At 57.9% G+C, this 19,057-nt stretch carries 15 protein-coding genes and 2 pseudogenes; 10 read left to right on the plus strand and 7 right to left on the minus strand.

Annotated features, from left to right (window positions below; translation table 11 throughout):
* Nucleotides 1-36 precede the first annotated feature (36 nt).
* Nucleotides 37-1,326 (plus strand): CoA transferase, encoded by a 1,290-nt coding sequence (locus EWR20_RS08915; RefSeq protein WP_129360314.1) that lies wholly within the window; start codon nt 37-39, stop codon nt 1,324-1,326.
* A gap of 49 nt (nt 1,327-1,375) precedes the next feature.
* Here EWR20_RS08915 and EWR20_RS08920 read toward each other — a convergent pair whose 3' ends face one another.
* Nucleotides 1,376-2,320, minus strand: coding sequence for an Abi family protein (locus tag EWR20_RS08920; protein ID WP_129360315.1), 945 nt, complete (start codon nt 2,318-2,320; stop codon nt 1,376-1,378).
* A 162-nt stretch (nt 2,321-2,482) separates the two neighbouring features.
* Here EWR20_RS08920 and EWR20_RS08925 point away from each other — a divergent pair.
* A pseudogene (locus EWR20_RS08925) lies at nt 2,483-2,863 on the plus strand (recombinase family protein); the annotation flags it as partial.
* Nucleotides 2,864-2,936: 73 nt separating this feature from the next.
* Here the strand turns inward: EWR20_RS08925 and EWR20_RS08930 are convergent.
* Nucleotides 2,937-3,314, minus strand: a complete 378-nt coding sequence (locus EWR20_RS08930; protein WP_129360317.1) for a peptidoglycan-binding domain-containing protein — start codon at nt 3,312-3,314, stop codon at nt 2,937-2,939.
* Between the two features lie 128 nt (nt 3,315-3,442).
* Nucleotides 3,443-3,766, minus strand: a complete 324-nt coding sequence (locus EWR20_RS08935; protein ID WP_129316092.1) for an ArsR/SmtB family transcription factor — start codon at nt 3,764-3,766, stop codon at nt 3,443-3,445.
* A gap of 75 nt (nt 3,767-3,841) precedes the next feature.
* Here EWR20_RS08935 and EWR20_RS08940 point away from each other — a divergent pair, with 75 nt between their 5' ends.
* From EWR20_RS08940 to EWR20_RS08965, 6 genes are all read left to right on the plus strand, one after another.
* On the plus strand, nt 3,842-5,137 hold the full coding sequence (locus EWR20_RS08940) for an NAD(P)-binding domain-containing protein (RefSeq protein ID WP_238147684.1): 1,296 nt from the start codon (nt 3,842-3,844) through the stop codon (nt 5,135-5,137).
* Complete coding sequence (gene arsB, locus EWR20_RS08945) at nt 5,134-6,198, plus strand: ACR3 family arsenite efflux transporter (RefSeq protein WP_129360319.1); 1,065 nt, start codon at nt 5,134-5,136, stop codon at nt 6,196-6,198. The genes EWR20_RS08940 and arsB overlap by 4 nt, the downstream gene beginning before the upstream one ends.
* A 237-nt stretch (nt 6,199-6,435) precedes the next feature.
* Nucleotides 6,436-6,933, plus strand: coding sequence for a GNAT family N-acetyltransferase (locus tag EWR20_RS08950; protein WP_129360535.1), 498 nt, complete (start codon nt 6,436-6,438; stop codon nt 6,931-6,933).
* 295 nt (nt 6,934-7,228) lie between these two features.
* Nucleotides 7,229-8,962: a type I restriction-modification system subunit M gene (locus EWR20_RS08955; RefSeq protein WP_129360320.1), complete on the plus strand. Its 1,734-nt coding sequence runs from the start codon at nt 7,229-7,231 to the stop codon at nt 8,960-8,962.
* Nucleotides 8,959-10,164 carry a restriction endonuclease subunit S domain-containing protein gene (locus tag EWR20_RS08960; protein ID WP_129360321.1) on the plus strand — a complete coding sequence of 402 codons (1,206 nt, stop codon included), beginning with the start codon at nt 8,959-8,961 and terminating at the stop codon, nt 10,162-10,164. The genes EWR20_RS08955 and EWR20_RS08960 overlap by 4 nt, the downstream gene beginning before the upstream one ends.
* Nucleotides 10,161-13,352 carry a type I restriction endonuclease subunit R gene (locus tag EWR20_RS08965; RefSeq protein WP_129360322.1) on the plus strand — a complete coding sequence of 1,064 codons (3,192 nt, stop codon included), beginning with the start codon at nt 10,161-10,163 and terminating at the stop codon, nt 13,350-13,352. Before EWR20_RS08960 ends, EWR20_RS08965 begins: the two co-directional genes overlap by 4 nt.
* A 156-nt stretch (nt 13,353-13,508) precedes the next feature.
* Here the strand turns inward: EWR20_RS08965 and EWR20_RS08970 are convergent, their stop codons facing one another.
* Together EWR20_RS08970 and EWR20_RS12750 are read right to left on the minus strand one after the other, a co-directional pair.
* Entirely contained in the window at nt 13,509-14,315 is an 807-nt protein-coding gene (locus tag EWR20_RS08970; protein WP_129360323.1) for a GIY-YIG nuclease family protein, read from the minus strand.
* Between the two features lie 131 nt (nt 14,316-14,446).
* Nucleotides 14,447-15,100, minus strand: coding sequence for a hypothetical protein (locus tag EWR20_RS12750; RefSeq protein WP_193553885.1), 654 nt, complete (start codon nt 15,098-15,100; stop codon nt 14,447-14,449).
* Between the two features lie 799 nt (nt 15,101-15,899).
* Between EWR20_RS12750 and EWR20_RS08980 the strand changes: the two are divergent.
* A pseudogene (locus EWR20_RS08980) lies at nt 15,900-16,460 on the plus strand (recombinase family protein).
* A gap of 107 nt (nt 16,461-16,567) precedes the next feature.
* Here the strand turns inward: EWR20_RS08980 and EWR20_RS08985 are convergent.
* Both EWR20_RS08985 and EWR20_RS08990 read right to left on the minus strand, forming a co-directional pair.
* Nucleotides 16,568-16,756: a hypothetical protein gene (locus EWR20_RS08985; RefSeq protein ID WP_129360324.1), complete on the minus strand. Its 189-nt coding sequence runs from the start codon at nt 16,754-16,756 to the stop codon at nt 16,568-16,570.
* A 381-nt stretch (nt 16,757-17,137) separates the two neighbouring features.
* Nucleotides 17,138-17,677: a hypothetical protein gene (locus tag EWR20_RS08990; protein ID WP_129360325.1), complete on the minus strand. Its 540-nt coding sequence runs from the start codon at nt 17,675-17,677 to the stop codon at nt 17,138-17,140.
* 322 nt (nt 17,678-17,999) lie between these two features.
* Between EWR20_RS08990 and EWR20_RS08995 the strand changes: the two genes are divergently transcribed.
* Nucleotides 18,000-18,806, plus strand: a complete 807-nt coding sequence (locus EWR20_RS08995) for a GIY-YIG nuclease family protein (protein ID WP_129360323.1) — start codon at nt 18,000-18,002, stop codon at nt 18,804-18,806.
* Nucleotides 18,807-19,057: the final 251 nt, after the last annotated feature.

Genomic DNA, 19,057 nt, shown 5'->3' on the forward strand with positions numbered 1-19,057 from the left:
CGCCGTCAAAAAGGATCTGGGGGGATAATTTTTAACATGGACTTCGAACCGCGTCGCTGGTGGGACTGCTCATTAGATGTGGAGCGGTTGGCATGGACCTCCATTGTGCAGGCCAAAGAGGCAGCCGAACGCTTGGCGAAGAGGAGACGCGCGCCGATGCGTTTCGACGCCAGTCCTGCACGGGTTGCGGCGTCCTTTGCAGCGATCGAGCATCTGCGGGTTGACGGTCGCGAACCGTCTGGCTGGGCACCCATGTCCGGATACTTTCCCACCGCTGAAGGGTGGGTGCGGTTGCATGCGAACTACCCGCACCACGCTGCTGCCATCACTCGGGCACTCGGTGCATCGACAAGTGATGAACTCACCAACGTTTTGAGGGAGTGGACTGCACTCGAGGTTGAAAGCGCGATCACTCAGGAGCGCGGGATCGCCGTGGCGGTCCGCACCGGGCAGCAATGGGGTGGTCACCCCCAGGGTGTAGCAACTGCCAATGACCCTTGGGTTGCTGTTGAGCAGCACCAAGAGCGGCCCCCGTTGCCTGCGACATCGGAGTGTTCCTTGCTTGATAGGGTGCGGGTTCTGGATTTCACCCGGGTCATCGCGGGCCCGACCTGTTCACAGCTACTGGCTTGCCTCGGCGCTGATGTCTTGCGTATCGACCCGCCCAACCGGCCCGAGCTTCTGGAACAACACCTCTCAACTGGGATGGGCAAACGATCATCCACCATCGATCTGACCACCTGCCGAGAAAATCTTGAAACCCTGTTCTCGAGTGCTGATGTTGTCTTACTTGGCTATCGGCCCGGGTCGATGACACGCTTCGGTCTTGATCCTGATGATCTACTCGATCGCCACTCGCATCTCGTCATTGCGTCCCTGTCGGCATGGGGAGAGCGTGGTCCCTGGGCGCAACGGCCTGGATTCGATTCCATCGTCCAAGCCGCCTGCGGAATCGCTACCTACTGCAGTAATCGCGAACCCCGCCCTGGAGCATTGCCGGTACAGGCTCTCGATCACTCCACCGGGTACGTTATGGCAGCACACGTCATGGACTCTCTTGCCAACGAGAGTTCAGGCATCATCCGGATCAGCCTTCTTGGGGCAGCCCGCACCCTCCTTGCCTACCAACCCCCGACATTTGATGCGCCTACGGGACTGACTGTACCCACGGTTGCCATGGATTCACCTTATGGGAAGCTCACCCTCGTGACCCCACCACTGACCGTGGACCAGCAGACGATCGAACAACCCGTAGGCATCTATGGGTTATCACCGTTGGCGTGGGCTCCCCGATCAAACGCTCACGGGACAACTACGTCTCATTAAACAAAGACAACCACGACATCAGGAGAGACCGTTGCAGAAACCACCGTATTTATAGGTGGTGCGATCGGGTCGAAGGAATTCCGAGACTCCCTTGGTCTACCAGGGGATTAGTTAGGAATGTCGTCTCGATAAGTTGAGTGACTTTATCGGGCCAAGTCGTTCCTGGTGAGACCACTCGTAATAGATACGCCATCACACTAAGGGCTCCAAAGATTCGCTCACTCTGGCCTTCAGGTAGAAGCTCAAGCCCCGGGATCGCTCGAAGTGCTGATGTAGCTGCAGGTGTGAAGGATTTGTTCCATAGGCGTCCGTGATGGGCACAGGTATTACGGATGATGGTCAGCTGATGCATCCACCTCACGAGCGGATGCTGCTCTCTTGTCTTGGCTCGTTGGATCCTCGTCAGCGCACCGTAGTTGATACTAAACCCGAGTCCATCTGCGATTTCGCGTTGGTCCTCGTCTCGCAGCCCTGCGTAGAGGCGTGAAGCATCACCAAAGTCGAGGACTTCGGCAAGGACCCAAAAGGGAAAATGGCCGTACTCGCGCTTGTAATGCTTTATGGCTTCATTGTGAGGAAGGGCGCGCGAGACGCGTCTATTCTCCGTGGTGACCCATTTGACGTGGTTGAAAGTCTCGCGAAAATTGGACGGGTTGGTGTAGGCGAGGGGGTCTTGCTTGCAGAGTTGCTCACCCACACGAGTTCGTAGGGCGATCTCAATTCGTTCCATGCCGTCATGTACCCGGGTGCGAAGCTTGCGGTCTGCCTCATACAGAAGCGTGGCATTTTCGAACGCTGTCCCCTGCTTGAATCGATCAGTGGGACGGTCCGTGCTGTCCAAAGCCCGGGCTGGGTGCCAGTATGCCGACATTCGGTAGTAGCTAACGTTGGAGAGCCACTGTTCCGCCAGGGTCGCGTTAACCTCCATCCCACGGGATCGCAAGAGGTGGATATGTTCGGCAATCGTCTTGGTCGCCTTTATGCGTCTGGTCATGGACGGAACTCCAGAGGTTAAAAAGATCCAGCCCGCTCCCAACCAAGGTTGGGGCGGGCCGAACGATTGCTTCCATTCAAGCAGACATTTGCGCGTGCATGTAGGTCTTTAGGTCCTTGTCACGCAGTGTGATGCCCGTTCGAGGGTCCCTCACCGGGACACTTGACCAAGCTGGACAGGTTGGCCCGGTCCTTGCCGGATGCTCGTGACCTCGCGGCCGAACTGACGACCAAAGGCGTGACTCTGAATATCGGCGGCAGTGTTTATGATCCTGAGGATCCCATCGGCAGGCTGTTGTTCAACGTGCTGGGTATGGTTGCCGAGTTCGAAGCTGATCTAATCCGCATGCGTACCCGTGAGGGCATGGCAGTAGCCAAAACCAAGGGGAGATTGCGGGGTAAGAAGCCGAAGCTCTCGACGTCCCAGGAGAAGCATCTGGTCTCGTTGTATCGGGGCGGGGAACACACGACGGCTGAGATCGCGGAGTTGTTCGGAGTGGCTCGGTCTACGGTATATCGGGCTGTGCAACGCGCTGGCTTGTGAGCATTTTTCGTACTGATTACTCATGAAGGGCCCGCCCAAGTGGGACGGACCCTTCATGAGTGGTGATGCGAGGCTATTTGACTCCTGCGTGGAGCGAGTCCCATGTCTTAGCGCCGATGACACCGTCGACCTTGAGGGCTTTGTGCTTTGATTGCCAGTCTTTGACAGCATTTTCTGTCCCGACCCCGAAGATGCCGTCGACTTTAAGGTTGTAGCCGAGAAGGTTGAGGAGGCACTGGGCGTGTTTGACGTCGGAGGTGATGTTCCCGGCGTTCTTCTTGATGAGAGAGTGGCTGCCCTTGTATGGGCAGGGACTCTTGGCTGCGGTCTCTGCCGCGCTTGCTGGCGTCGAGGTGCTAACGGGCCCTGCTATGGTCAGTGCGCCCAGACTGAGTGCCGCCGCTGCACCGATGGCAGATACACGGAGGGGGAAAGACGAAGAGAGGTTCATGGGTGCTTTGTGACCTTCATAGTGAGGTGTGACACTTGTAGTTGACCATGCTCGATGACTCGGTGCAAGGGCATCAGATGGTGACGAGTGCATAATCGACCCAGATCGCCTCGGTGTCACGCCTCTATTTACCTGATGATGCTGATCGCATCTATTTCGGTGTCTCTGACGGCGCAATAATGAACCCAGGTCCCCTTGCGTGCGGCCGTCACTAAGCCTGATTCTCTGAGTTTGCGCAGGTGGTGGGAGACGGTGGCCTGGGAAACCTCCTGGTCTGGCAGGTCGCAGACGCAAACATCCCCAGGCCATGCCGCCCGGATTGCCAGATACAAGCGCAATCGAACTGGGTCTGCTAATGCCTTGAAAATTTCGGCAGCCTCCCGGATCCGATCTTCTGTGGCGGGGATATTGGACGGAGGACGGGGTGGCGGTGGAGTTGGTAAGGCGGACATACTCCTAGTTTGACAACTATCGAATCACGAGGCAACAATCGCTATATCGATATGCATCAAAGTAGGAGGCGTTCTGTGCAATCACCCACCGCGGACTTGCCGGTCATCGTTCTGGGGGCTGGCCCCATTGGTCTGACGTGCGCGGCTGAATTACGTGGCCGAGACCAGGCCGTTCTAGTGCTTGAAAAATCGGATCGCGTTGCCGAAAGCGTGCGCCAGTGGGGGCATGTACGTATGTTCTCCCCCTGGAGCGAGCTCGTCTCGGCGGCTGTGGCCAGGCAACTGGGATCGGATTGGACCATGCCCAAAGAGTCTGTGTATCCGACTGGTCGGCAATGGGTTAGCGATTATCTGGAACCACTGGGTCAAGCCCTATCCCCGTGGATCCGCTTCGACCGACGCGTTGTCGGAGTCGCCCGCCTGGATCGGGACCTCGTCGTTGAATCAGGTCGGTCCGAACAGCCCTATGTAGTGCACACCTATCGGCCTGACGGAACAATCGAGCGGGTTCTGGCCCGCGCGGTCGTAGATGCGACCGGAACGTGGCAACGGCCGAACCCGCTCGGCTCCGAAGGTTACCCGGTCACCGGGGAAAACGACCATGCCGACCAGATCGTTCACACGATGCCGGATCCTACTGATGCCACCTGGTCCGGGCAAAAGGTAGCGGTCCTCGGTTCTGGAGCTTCGGCGTTGACTTCACTGGTGGCATTGACTCGTCAGGGCCCCAATGCTTCGGCATCGGTGCTGTGGGTGTTGCGACGAGGTTCTGCCGATCAGGCCCTCGGGGGTGGGGAGAACGATGAGTTGCCCGCTCGGGCAGCACTGGGGGATAAGGTGCGTCGCGCGGTTGCCGACGGCAGGATTACGGTCGTGACTCGTTTCAGGGCTGCTGAAGTACGCTCGGGTTCCGCGGGCACAGTGGGCCTGGTTTCTTCGAACGGTGAGGTGGTCGAAGGGCTCGACCGTATTGTATGTGCAACCGGGTTCCGTCCGGACTTGTCGTTTCTCTCCGAAGTCCGACTGGATTTAGACCACCAACTGGAAGCTCCCGCCGGCATTGCTGGAGACATCGACCCCAATTGGCACTCGTGTGGGTCAGTGCCTGCCCACGGGTATCAAGCCTTGGAGCAACCAGATATGGGTTTGTTTATCGCCGGGATCAAGTCCTACGGCCGGGCCCCCTCATTTCTGGCGATGATTGGTTTCGAACAAGTCCGCTCTATCGCTGCATACCTGGCAGGAGACCTTCAGGCTGCCAGAAGCCTTCAATTAGATGTCCCGGAGACTGGAGTGTGCGGAGGATCTGGAGATTTCGATGCGCAGTCAGGGCCCTGCTGTAGCACTTCCGACGGGAAGGCCATTGCGTGAGGAATGATGCAACGGCGGCTTCGCAACTGTCTGTCCTGGATCGGTTCTTACCGGTGTGGATCATCCTGGCCATGCTGGTCGGACTCGGTGTGGGGCGACTGGCCCCCGGTCTAGGTTCGGCCTTATCTGCAATCGAGATCCAAGGAGTATCTCTGCCGATCGCGCTGGGGCTTTTGGTGATGATGTATCCGGTGCTAGCCAAAGTTCGCTACGACCGGCTCGGTCACGTTACTTCGGATAAGCGTCTGTTGGTGTCATCTTTGATCCTGAACTGGGTGGTTGGACCAGCGGTGATGTTCATACTGGCGTGGGTGTTTTTGCCGGGTCTTCCGGCCTACCGGACCGGGTTGATCATTGTCGGTTTGGCTCGTTGTATTGCCATGGTCATCATCTGGAACGATCTGGCTTGTGGCGATCGAGAAGCAGCCGCGGTATTAGTCGCTATCAACTCCATCTTCCAAGTCATTGCCTTCGCCGGTCTGGGCTGGTTTTACCTCGATTTTCTCCCTGGTTGGCTCGGGCTGTCGCAGGCCCGTCTGGAAGTCTCTGCGGCTAGTATCGCCGGGTCCGTTCTGATATTCCTGGGAATTCCTCTAGCCGCCGGGTTCTTCTCCAGACGTTTTGGCCAACGCCATTGGGGCCGGCAAGCCTACGAAACATCTTTTCTGCCGAAAATCGGTCCGCTGGCCTTGTACGGTCTACTGTTTACCATCGTGATCCTTTTTGCTCTCCAAGGTGACCGGATCACCCGCCAACCGGCAGATGTCGCACGTATAGCCGTGCCTCTGCTGGCATATTTCGCGATCATGTGGGGTGTTGGATACCTGACGGGCAGGTCCCTGCGATTTTCCTATCAACGCACCACGACGCTGGCGTTCACCGCCGCGGGGAACAACTTCGAACTGGCTATCGCTGTCTCCATCGCGACTTTCGGCGTATCCAGCGGTCAGGCCTTGGCTGGAGTGATCGGTCCCCTGATTGAGGTACCTGTCCTCATCGGACTGGTTTATATATCCCTCGCCCTGCGACGTCGATACCCCCACCAGGAAGTCCCCACATGACCGATTGCCGGTCCCTCACCGGTGCGCCCTGAGTAGGCTTCCCGGTGGATTGGATCGCCGTTAGATTTAGCGGCTCCTGAATTCCCGTATGGCCTGCCCGCGTAAAGACCCGCTCACGGTGGGTTATCCGGTGCATAGCCGATACTTTCTTGGGACAGTCCGCGTGCACCGTTGAGGGCCGTCTTGCGGGCGGTGCTTGATGACTAGGGCTCTGCCTAATGGCAGACTATGTGGGTGATGACACCGCTGGCTTCCGATCGCTCGTCAGTCGAAGTGCGACCCTACAAGCACGGGGATGCGGCTGACACCTTGGCTATATTCTTGGCTGCTGTCACCGAGACTGCCTCTGCGGACTACACGGCCGAGCAGATCCAGGCATGGGCCGCCCCAGAGGCACGCGGCCTCGATCGCTGGGGCGCTGCGATGCTGAATCGGGGAAGTTTCGTCGCAATTGTGGGTGGCCAGATGGCTGGGTTCTCCGATGTGGGTGGCAACGGCTATGTGGACATGATGTTCGTAGCCCCGACCTTTCTGCGACGCGGGGTGGCAACGAAATTACTCGCCCACGGCGAGAACCTAGCTCGCGCGAGGAATGTCCGCGGGTTGTCGGCCGACGTCAGCGTTACGGCACGGCCCTTCTTCGAGAGCCAGGGTTTCGTTGTCGTCACTCAACAACACCCGGTCAAGCGAGGGGTGACGTTGACAAACTTCAAAATGCGCAAGTGCTTGGAATAGCCCAGGCTCGCTCGACGCCCGATGAGGGATGGTCACCAATCCTACCGACTGCGCTACTCGGCGATCACAGAACTCCGGCCAAAAGCGGCAACGCCCGCAGGCTGTTGGTTCTTGATTATGAGTTGAACACAAACGACCGATTGTCCTTACTCCTGAAGAAAGCCTCTTTCGGGCCTGTACCTAGGACTCCATGTCAAGGCCTCAGTCAACTCGCCGCATACAGGAGCTGCTCTGATCTCGGTACCACCCTCTAGCCTGAGAGGGGACACTTTTCTAGAGAAAGCCGAATCTTCGCATGAGCAACCTCGGGCCCTTCGTCTGGTCGATCGCTGATCAACTCCGTGGCATCTACAAACCGCATCAGTACGGTAGCATCGTCCTGCCGTTCACGATCTTGCGCCGTCTTGATGCGCTGATGGCCCCAAGCAGGGATCAGATGCGGGCCCTGGCTAAGAAACATACCGGAGGTGTTCTGGATGCGCAGATGCGCAGAGCCACGGGCTTGGCGTTCTATAACACCAGCCAATACGACTTCGACCGGTTGCTCGAGGACCCGGACCAGCTCCGCGAGAACCTCATCGAATACATCACCAGCTTCTCATCGAACATCGATGTCTTCGAGCAGTTCGGCTTCGAACAGGTCATCAATATCCTGGACGAGAACAATCGGCTCTACCTGGTCGTGGAGAGGTTCGCCGGGGTGAACCTGCACCCGGAGGCCATCACCAACGCCGAGATGGGCAACCTCTACGAACACCTGATCTACAAATTCGCCGAAGCCTCGAATGAGGAAGCCGGCGAGCACTACACCCCTCGCGACGCAATTCGTTTGATGGTCGACGTCCTCTTTGCCGAGGAACAAGAATCACTAACCGGTCAGGGCGTCGTGCGGACGGTGTATGACCCCACCGCGGGTACCGGCGGCATGTTGTCGGTGGCCGAAGAGCGGTTGCACGAGCGTAACCCCAGCGCCCGGTTGACCTTATACGGCCAGGAAATCAACGGACAGTCGTACGCGATTTGTAAGTCGGACATGATTTCCAAGGGCCAGGAGATCGGCAATATCGGCAAGGGCGACACCCTGATCACTGATCGGTTCTACGGTCGGACCTTCGATTTTTGTCTTTCCAATCCGCCATACGGGGTCGATTGGAAGGCCGCCGAGGATTTCGTGAAGGAAGAGCATCGTGCTGGGGGCATGGGCCGGTTTAATGCAGGACTGCCGCCGGTTAGCGATGGGCAGATGTTGTTCTTGCAGCACCTGGTCGCGAAGATGCGGCCGGCTCATGAAGGTGGTGGCCGAGCCGGCATCGTCCTGAATGGATCGCCTCTGTTCACCGGTGCCGCGGAGTCGGGGCCGTCCAAGATTCGGCAATGGCTGCTCGAAGAGGATCTTGTGGACGCGATCATTGCCTTGCCCACCGACATGTTCTTCAACACCGGTATCGCCACCTATGTGTGGATCCTCGACAACGACAAGCAGCCCGAGCGACGCGGGACCGTCCAGCTGATTGATGCCAGTTGCATGTGGACCAAACTGCGTAAGGGCATGGGGTCCAAGCGCCGCGAGATTTCCGTTGCTCAACGTGATGAGATCGTGGGGATCTACGACGCGCATGAGGAAGGCGAGCATTCCAAGATCTTGCCCACCAGCGAGTTCGGGTACTGGACCATTACCGTTGAGAGGCCTTTGTTCGACGAGAACGACGAGGTGGTCCGCGATCGGAAGGGCAATCCGAAGCCGGACAGCAAGAAACGCGACACCGAGAACGTGCCGTTTACCTACGGCGGCAACACCGACGGTGCTGTTGGCAAGGATGCGACGATCAAGGCGTACTTCGACGCCGAGGTGGCACCGCATGTGCCCGACGCCTGGATCGATCCCAAGAAGACCAAGGTCGGCTACGAAATCCCGTTCACACGGATCTTCTACAAGTACGTGCCGCCACGGCCACTCGAGGAGATCGATAAGGAGTTGGAGGCGAAGGTCGCCAAGATCCTGACGCTGTTGAAGGCGGTGGAGGCGTGAGCTGGCTACCCTGGACATCGGAGCTGCCATCGAACTGGCAAGTCGTTCCTGCAAGGGCCATGCTGGAACCTGTCAGGCGCGATCCGCAATCGAATGACATGACGGTCACCGCCTTTCGTGACGGGCAGGTGACTCTACGATCAAATCGCCGGGTTGATGGATTCACTGAATCCGTTAAAGAGATCGGTTACCAAGGGGTCCGCCGAGGCGAAGTTGTCATTCACTCCATGGATGCTTTTGCTGGGGCAATTGGCGTGTCCGACTCTGACGGAAAGATGTCTCCCGTGGTGCATATTTACACCGCCCCAAGCGATAACCCGGAATTCATAGTCCACTCTTTGCGAGCTGCGTCGCGAGCTGGATTCATTCGTGCGCTTGCGAAGGGGATACGCGAACGTTCGACTAGTTTTGATCGACCAGTATTGAAGTCTATGGCCCTACCGAGACCACCGCGTGACACACAGGATGCGATCGTTGCGTATCTGGACCGCGAGACGCAGAAGATCGACGAGCTGATCACCGAGCAACGTAGTCTCATCGAAACTCTTCGGGAGCGGCGTCAAGCTGTGATCGACTCGGTGTTCGGGGTGAAGGATGTGAACAGCCGTATGTACGCTGCCTGTCTTGATGTGGTGGATTGTCCTCACAGCACCCCAGAGATCGATCTCGATGGGGAGTTTGAGGCGGTTCGTACGGCATCCATACGAAACGGTAGCTTCAGGCAAGGGCATGGGCTTCGAGTATCGGAGGCCACTTGGCGCGAACGTAATGCTGGCGGAGCTCCGAGGTTAGGGGATGTTCTTTTTACCCGAGAGGCTCCTGCCGGAGAAGCATGTATGGTCCCAGATATAAATGTTTGCCTTGGCCAGAGAATGGTACTTCTGCGAGTGAACCAGGCTCGAGCGGACGGCCGGTTCATCATGTGGCAAATCTATAGCCGCATCGTGCAGGATTACTTTCGGGCTCATTCGAACGGATCAACTGTCAATAACGTTCGTCTACCTCTTCTCCGTGGGTTGCCAATTTGGTTGCCTTCGGTCGGCGAACAGCGTCAGGTGACGGCCTATCTCGACGACCAAACATCCCGTATCGACGAACTTATCTCCGAATCAGAGGACCTCATCACCCTCTCCCAGGAACGCCGCGCGGCACTCATCACCGCAGCAGTCACCGGTCAAATCGATGTAAGGACGGCATCATGAGTGGTCAGCATAAGGAAATCGAGTTCGAGCGCGAGCTTGCCGAATACTTGGCGGCGCACGGGTGGCTCTACTCCGAGAACGACGACCTCTACGACGTCGACCGCGCGCTCGTACCGGAGGACGTCTTCGCGTGGCTCCAGGAGACCCAAAAGGAGACGTTCGAGAAGTTCATCAAGCCCGGATCCACGGATGAAGCCAAACGTCGTCGCATGTTGCTGGACCGGCTGACCGCGAGCCTGGACAAGCCCATGACCGACCGCGAGGGGGCCCTACGCACCCTGCGCAAGGGCTTCAACGTTGCCGGTCTGGGTGCCGGTTCCGCCAAGTTCGACATGATGCAGGCCAAGCCCGAGACCACGCTGAACCCGTCAACGCTGGCACGGTATGAGGCGAATCGGCTACGAGTAATGCGCCAAGTCCACTACGGAGACGGCAATAACTCCATCGACCTGGTGTTCTTCCTGAACGGTGTCCCCGTCGCGACCGCCGAGGTCAAAACCGAGAACACCCAAACGGTCGAAAACGCCAAGCAACAGTACCGGGACAGGGTGCTTCAACCCAAGGGCAAGAAACCCTTCGCGTTGCTGGGCAACGGAACCCGCGCCTTGGTGCACTTCGCCGTCTCCGAGGACGAGGTCTGGATGACCACCAAACTCGAGGCAGCCAAGACGCGGTTTTTGCCGTTCAACCGCGGAACCGAGGACGGGGGAGCGGGTAACCCGCTGAATCCGAACGGGCAGAAGACCGCGTACTTCTGGGAGCAGGTTCTGGCGCGTGATGCGTGGTTGGCGATCCTTTCGCGGTATATCTGGATTTCCGAGTCTCGGACCCGTGACAACACGGGCCGCCAAAAGCGTTCGTACACGCTGATCTTCCCCCGCTTCCATCAGTGGGACGTGGTGGAGAAGCTCGAGCGAGCCGTCACCGCCCCGGATCCTGATCGACGTTTTCTTATCCAGCACTCGGCAGGGTCTGGTAAGACGAATTCGATTGCCTGGCTTGCACACCGCCTGGCACGGATTCAGGTCGATAATCAGAAGGTCTTCGATACGGTCATCGTTGTCACCGACCGCAATGTCCTCGACGCACAGTTGCAAGAGGCCATCCGCCAGATCGACACCGATAATCAGTCGATTGTTGCGACTATTGACGACAAGGCCATCCGGGAATACGCCGCGCTCCGAGAGGAGAACACGACCTCCAAATCCGGGGCCCTCGGGCATGCCATTGAGTCCGGAAAACTCATCGTCGTCGTCACGATTCAAACGTTCCCCTTCATCCTGGACAAGCTCCAAAACGCCTCGGACCTGAAAGCGAAGAAGTTCGCGGTCATCGCCGACGAAGCCCACTCGTCGCAGTCGGGCAATACCGCGGCGAGCCTGAAGAAAGTGCTGAGCGCCGAACAGCGGGAGGAACTGGCTGAGACCGGCGAGGTCGAGGTCGATGCCGAGCAGATGATGATCAACAAGATGCTCAGCCATGAGATGGCAGCCCGCGCCTCGCATGAAGGGACCTCGTTCTTCGCCTTCACCGCGACTCCGAAGAAAAAGACCCTTGAGCTATTCGGTCACCGTGACAGCGACGCGGGCGAGCCCAGGCCCTTCCACCTGTATTCAATGAAGCAGGCGATCGAGGAAGAGTTCATTCTCGACGTGTTGCGCGGCTATCGGACCTACAAGATGTACTTCGACCTCGGAGAGAAAATCGCCGGCTCGCTGGACATCGAGGTCGACGAGACCGAGGCACGGAAAAAGGTCATGCAATGGGTGCGGGTCAACCCCATCACGATCGCGCAGAAGGCCGCGATCATCGTCGAGCACTTCCGAGCCAACGTCGCCCATCTGCTCGATGGCTCGGCCAAAGCCATGGTCGTCTCGCCCAACCGTCTCGGTGCCGTGCGGTATAAGCGCGAAATCGACCGGTACATCAAAACCATGGGCCTGGACTACGGGACCCTTGTGGCATTCTCCGGCACGGTCGAAGACGCCGAGACCAGCACCGAACTCGGCCTGGAGACCCTGACCGAAGCAACCATGAACGATGCCGGCGCGCGTGATTTGCGACAGGAATTCAAATCCCAGCAGTACCGGGTGATGATCGTTGCGAATAAATTCCAGACCGGCTTCGACCAGCCGTTGCTGTGTGCCATGTACGTCGATAAAAAGCTCTCGGGAATCACGGCGGTCCAGACCTTATCCCGGCTGAACCGAACGCACACAACGGCCAAGGGGACGAAGAAGACCGCCGCGATGACCCAGGTCGTGGATTTCGTCAACGACCCCGCAGAAATCCAGGCATCCTTCGAGCCCTACTTCAACGACGCCGCCATCGATGAGACCACGGACCCGAACCTGATCTGGGATATCGTCTCCAGGCTCGATAGTGCTGACATCTACGAAAATGATGAGATCCACGACGTCGCAACGGCGTTTTTGACCGAAGGCACCGGGGCAGGAACCAAGGTTAATGCTAAGATCGCGGCCGGCCTGGGCCCGGCCAAGAAGCGCTTCAGGGACAGGTGGAAGCATGCGCAGTTGACCGATGACCGCATCGAGGTCAACGAGCTTGAGTTGTTCCGGAAGAACACGACCTCGTTCCTGAACTTCTACGACTTCATGACTCAGGTCGTTGATTATGAGGATACGGAGCTGGCGAAGAAGGCGGTCTACATACGACTCCTGGCACCCCATCTGAGAGAAACCGAAGTATCAGAAAATGTTGATCTCTCCGATGTCGAGCTGACCCGGTTGCAGCTGGTCGAAGAGCAACCGGTCGATATCGACATTTCCGGCGGCGGCATCGTGACCGGCACGACGGCCGTCGCGACCGGCGAGCCACGGGACTCGAAGAGGGTTGCCCTTCTCGAGGTAGTGCGTGAATTGTCGAACATGTTGGGTGAGTCCGAGGAGACCACCGAGGGTGCTTTGGCGACGATCATCGCCAAGCTCGGTGAAGACGAGACTTTGGTGCGGCAGGCGCACTCGAATAGTCAGAGCCAGTTTGAAGAGAGCCCAGACCTCCAAGCCGGCACCGACGAGGCCGTGCTTGGAGCAGGTGATGTCTTGGGTAGGTTTGGCGAGATCATCTTCGCCGGTGATCGTCATGCCGAACGTGCCCGTCAGCTGATTGGGCGGGCGTTCTACCGGTCCCAGACCGAAGGAAATCCACCTCAAGGCGATTCTGACTGATTCAGCTCACGCACGTCCTGTTAGACGGTCCCTCACTGGGAGACTTCTGGAGTCTTCGTTTCAGACTGAGTGATCGCTAGATTCGCGGCGATTGGATTCCCACGGGACCCGCCGAATAAGTGCCCGGTGAAGATCGTCAAGGCGGTGCAGCCGGGTTTAGTTGCGGTTGAGACCATGACGTCGGGTGTCCAAGGCTTGCTTGAAGTGACTTTCGGCGGCATCGATCTCCGAGTTCGGCGTGGCAGGGTCGAAGACCCTCAACAACGAATAACGGAACGTCGAGGGGTCCAGGCCACGCAGCTCAACGTTGCCACCATGACCGTTGGCGGCATAGGAACTCCACCTTTGACTGATGCGTTCGGCCCCGTCAGCTTTCCCCACGTATTGGCGACCGTCCCGTGTGTCGGTAATGAGGTAGACCCCGAGGACTGAGGCCAGGGCTGTCCGCCATGCTGCGTAGCGATGCTCGCGCATCACTGCCTGCAACTGGTCGTAATCCAGCACCAGCTCGTCGAACCCGGGGAAAGGGATCGGTGCAGCATCGGCGATTTCCAGGACAGGGTAGTTGGCTGCCGTGGTGGTTGTTATCCGCCAAGCCCGTGGCGACTTCCACCCGATGACTAGTCGGTTGTTCAGATCAGCCATTGCATCCGAGGCCGTCAGATCGAAGACGCGACGGTGCTCGTCGGACGAGACCAGTCCGTGATTCTCCACGACTGACCAGAGTCGGGCTCGGTTGCTGCCCTCAGCGATGAATACGATCCAAAATCGCGGCGGCTTGGCCGGAAAACTCCGGGTGTTGAGGGACTGGTTGGTCGTGTACTCCATGATCCGTTCGTACGTGGAATTTGGGCTGATACCGGGCGAGCTGTCTTCGTGTTCCTTGATGAACACGTGACGGATCACTAGGGATTCGGAGGGGTCGATGCCGGCGTTGTTGAGGATCGTTTCGAAGGTGAGCATGGGACCGGTAGTTCCTGGCTTCTCGTGTTGCTGGGCTGGTTCTCTTCAGTAGTAATGGGTTCTCGTGAAGCACGGCAAGGTGCAGCTTCCGCTACAACCGTCTATCCCCTGTAGAACCAAAGTCTCAAGGGTTACTGGTGCCATTCTCCGCACCCGCGGGACATGAACGCGAAGTCTGTCGGGGCGATGGTGACTTGTGCTTGAAGGGCTCCGGACATGAAGTTGTTGTCTATGATGTTTCCGGCCTCGTCTTGTCGTTCCCAGTAGCAGGCAGAGAACCCTTCGGATGCGGTGGTTTCGGTTTGGTAGGTTCCGGGTTGGATTTTCTGGCCTACTCGGAAGGTGCCGTTACCAAATCTGGTTCCTTCTGACCTGCCCTGGTCGGCTTGTTCGCCTTTTCTCCACCTGGCTTCGACTTCGCCCCGGTCTTGATGATCTGGGCATAGAACAAAGGCCCCCTTTGCTTCCTGGCGTTGGCTCTCAGACCAGGGCCATTTACCTTCGGTATCACCGAGATACCGCTTGCCGCACAGCTCTTTAAGTGTCTCGAGGTCTCGCTCGTACTCGTCAGAACTATTGGTGCCCGTTGAAGGCTGTGTTCCATAAGCAACCTGAACAGCTTTTTTCTCTACCTCCCCTTGGGAGGGCTTGCCCTCTGTGGCTTTCAGTTGTTCTTCGACAGCCGCGCGGTCTTTATGGTCAGGGCATAAGATCAAGGCTCCTTGAACACGATGGCGTGTCCAGTCGTCCGACCAGACAGCTGGATCTTTTGTCTGGTGACCCAACCAGGGTTCCTCACATGCGCTGTATAGAGCCACGAGGTTCGTTGCACTCGGTGCTTCCGAATATGCCGTTTGTGCAGCTTGAGTCTCTTGGGTGGAGAAGGTGGCAGACGGAGTGCTGGCTTCACCGGCTGAGGAGCTGGCCCCTGTGGCTTGATTAGCAGTCGTTGATGGCGTGCTGGGAGTGCTCGCGATTCCTATCCCCGCTGCGACCACGAGTATCACAGCGGGGAGGCAGATGGCTGTCACGCCTTCCCAGATGATGCGATCTCGCTGTGTCAGTACGACAATGCCAATAATTATCGCGGTGATCAGCAGAGTCACCCCAAGCATCCGAACGGCGGGGAACAAAATAAACAAGGCCCCAAGGACTGCAAGTCCGACTGCGGTGAGACCAAGAGCTGTGTATTTGGGGCCGGGGTCCACCCCTCCTGTCAGTGATTCGCTGGAGACTAGCAAGGGTGTGGTGAAGCCAAGGAGTCAGCATGACGGCACCCTGAGTGGGTCATTGTGACCACGACTTGAGGGGTTGAGGTGTCACTAGCCGTGATGTTGTCTGGGCTGCGGCTTAAGTGTACCTGATTGTAGCCTTGGCAAAGCCTCCTTATAGGGGGGCAATATCGGTGTAGGGGGAAGGTCCTAAGGGTGCGGATGCTGGTTGTGGGTTATTGAATATGGGTTGAATACAAACGACCGTTTACAAGGCACCTTCGGGCTAAACGGGTTGATGCGGCGTGCTATGTCTCGTTACCCGTGTCCGCTATCTATGTCGCATCAGCGACGTTTACGGCACATTATGGGCATGGTGATGATCGGATACGCGAGGGTCTCGACCCGAGACCAGAATCCGGAGGGGCAAACAGATGCCCCGAATGCGGCCGGATGCCAGAAGCTTTTCGTTGACCACGCCTCAGGGACTCTGACCAAGCGCCCTGCTCTGAGCAGGACGTTGGAGTATTTGCGAGAGCGTGACACATTGGTGGTCACCAAGCTGGATCGACTCGGTCGTTCGGTGGGTAATCTCAAAGACGTCGCTGATCAGTTGCAGGATCAAGGTGTTGGGCTGGTTGCCCTGTCCCAGGGGATTGATACCACCACGGCCGGAGGCCGGTTGTTCTTCATATGCTGGCAGCCATTGCGGAGTTCGAGCACGATCTGATTGTCGAGCGGACTCGTGACGGGTTGGCAGCTGCCCGTGCGCGTGGCCGGAAGGGTTGGACCGAAGTTCAAAATGACCCCCACGAAGGTCAAGCAGGCTCGGGCCATGTATGACGTGGGAGAGCACACGGTGCAGCAGATCGCTGACACCTTCGGAGTCTCGAGGCCGACCATCTACCGGCACCTCGGGCAAGAGACCAAATGAGATTGTTATCTCTGTTTTTCATGACCACTCGTGCAAGATGAGCCGGATCTGCACACCAAAGGAGGATTGGCTTCCTCCCCATGGGTGGGGGAGGAAGCCAACGTGAATTATTGGGCGGACCGTCGAGTCAGGAGTGTTCCTGCGGCGCAGCTGATGGCGAGGCCGAAGAACAACCACGTGAGCCAGATGTGTCCCGATGAGGCTCGTTCGAACAGGCCAGGAAGGAGGAGAAGGAGGATCCCGCTTGAGATGGCCAAGCCGATGATGAAGCCGGCCAGGGTGTGTTTTTTGGACATCTTGTTTCCTCTCTAGTTGAAGCAGCTGGCGACAGCGGTTACAGAGGCCCCTCCTGCTGTCGCGTACCCGCCGATGCATGCGACACAGACCGGGATGGTCACGCCGGCTTCTCCGGCAGCGCAGGCCCCGGCGCACGCGCCGACAATGAGGTATCCAACCGTGATATGTCAAGCAAGGTTGATCTCGGTCATGGTGATATCCCTGCTGGATTGAGGGTTCACCCCTGTGCAGAATCGACCGGATTGGTCCTTCCTGATCAGTGGCATCCGTGTCATCTACCAGGTACCATAGGAAATGCGAAGGGCAGTAGCCCCGAGAAGTAAGCCAGGCAGTCATCCGGACGGTTCGACGAGCCTGGCTCGCGTATTTAACGGGAAGTGTCAGACAACTTTTCTGACCCGGCCGTCCACGAGTGGTGCCGCTTGCTGGATCCAATGGCCGCGTCTCTGGTAGCACCAAGCCACAGCATCTGCAATCCACAGCAGTGGTTCCTCTGAGGCTCTGGGGAAATCGTAGCTAGGGCCATGGGGATATCCGGCGAACGTACTTCGTAAAACCTTCTTGTCGGCCACAAAGGTGGAGGCATCTTGCTCTAGGTATAGCCGGTTGACCCCAGATTCTGCGAGGTTCTTCGCTAGCGCAGCCAGACACAGCGGCCTGGCCTCTTTGCCTTTGCGGCCGCTGGCTATGTATACCGAGACCTCGACATCAAGGTCGGAGAAGCTCTTGAGTAACTGTTTGCGTCGTGAGTCCTTCTCGTCTGTGAAATGGAGACGCCTCTGCCCTGGCAGCATGAGTCCTCGCACGAACTTGCGAGCCTCGGTGACGTTGCCGGGAGCCACGGCACTGGCGACGATGTAGTACTCGTTCCTCTTGGACTCATCAACAAAGACATGGGAACGAGGGCTGTAGTTAGGCACCTGAGGATTCTATCGACGTGCCGGAGGAGCTGTTTGGCATCTATCGGTTTCCGTGGTGCCCGTATGAGGGTCCCTCACAGGGGCACCTGGTGAAGCCTGCGATCACGTTGGGCCACCGATAGTTTTCGCGGTTGGTCGATTCCCATAAGCCTGCCCTAATAGCCCCAACGTGATGGCAATACTCATAGGTCCGCGAGACGCTTCTTAGACTCTCGATGCGCTGATGGAAGGCATCAGAGCTGGGTCCTGTCCACATCTGCGGCGGCAATATGCTTATGGTCAGAAAGCATTCTCGAGCTCCTGGAAGTGGGATACAGACATCGTGCTCACCTTCGAAACGATCCTCAACAACGCCGGCATCGACCCCTCCGAATCCCTAGTGATCCGTCACGTGTTCATCAAGGAACACGAAGACAGCTCGCCCGGTATCAGCCCAAATTCCACGTACGAACGGATCATGGAGTACACGACCAACCAGTCCCTCAACACCCGGAGTTTTCCGGCCAAGCCGCCGCGATTTTGGATCGTATTCATCGCTGAGGGCAGCAACCGAGCCCGACTCTGGTCAGTCGTGGAGAATCACGGACTGGTCTCGTCCGACGAGCACCGTCGCGTCTTCGATCTGACGGCCTCGGATGCAATGGCTGATCTGAACAACCGACTAGTCATCGGGTGGAAGTCGCCACGGGCTTGGCGGATAACAACCACCACGGCAGCCAACTACCCTGTCCTGGAAATCGCCGATGCTGCACCGATCCCTTTCCCCGGGTTCGATGAACTGGTGCTGGACTACGACCAGTTGCAGGCAGTGATGCGCGAGCATCGCTACGCAGCATGGCGGACAGCCCTGGCTTCAGTCCTGGGCGTCTATCTCATTACCGACACAAGAGATGGCCGCCAATACGTCGGGAAAGCCGACGGAGCCGAACGCATCAGTCAAAGATGGAGTTCCTATGCCGCCAACGGTCATGGTGGCAACGTTGAGCTGCGTGGCCTGGACCCCTCGACGTTCCGTTATTCGTTGTTGAGGGTCTTCGATCCTGCCACACCGAACTCGGAGATTGATGCCGCCGAAAGTCACTTCAAGCAAGCCTTGGACACTCGACGCCACGGCCTGAACCGCAATTAGCACCAGATCCCGATGCGCCTCAGCAAATCAGCACCTCTCAGCGCGGAGCAGTTGGGTTATAGCCGGTTGATTCGTGCAGGTTCTCCACGGTCCCACCCGCCGTTCGGGAAACTGCAACCGTGGCAAAGCCCAGTCTGCAACCCGAGGATCAACTGCCCGGCCCCGGAACTGACTCAGCGTGTGAAGACGATCGAGTGCGAGTTTCTGGAGTCGATGCCTTGGGGTATTAGCGCCACGAGACTGGGACATAA

The organism is Rothia uropygioeca (genome assembly GCF_004136585.1).
Taxonomy (GTDB): Bacteria; Actinomycetota; Actinomycetes; order Actinomycetales; family Micrococcaceae; genus Rothia.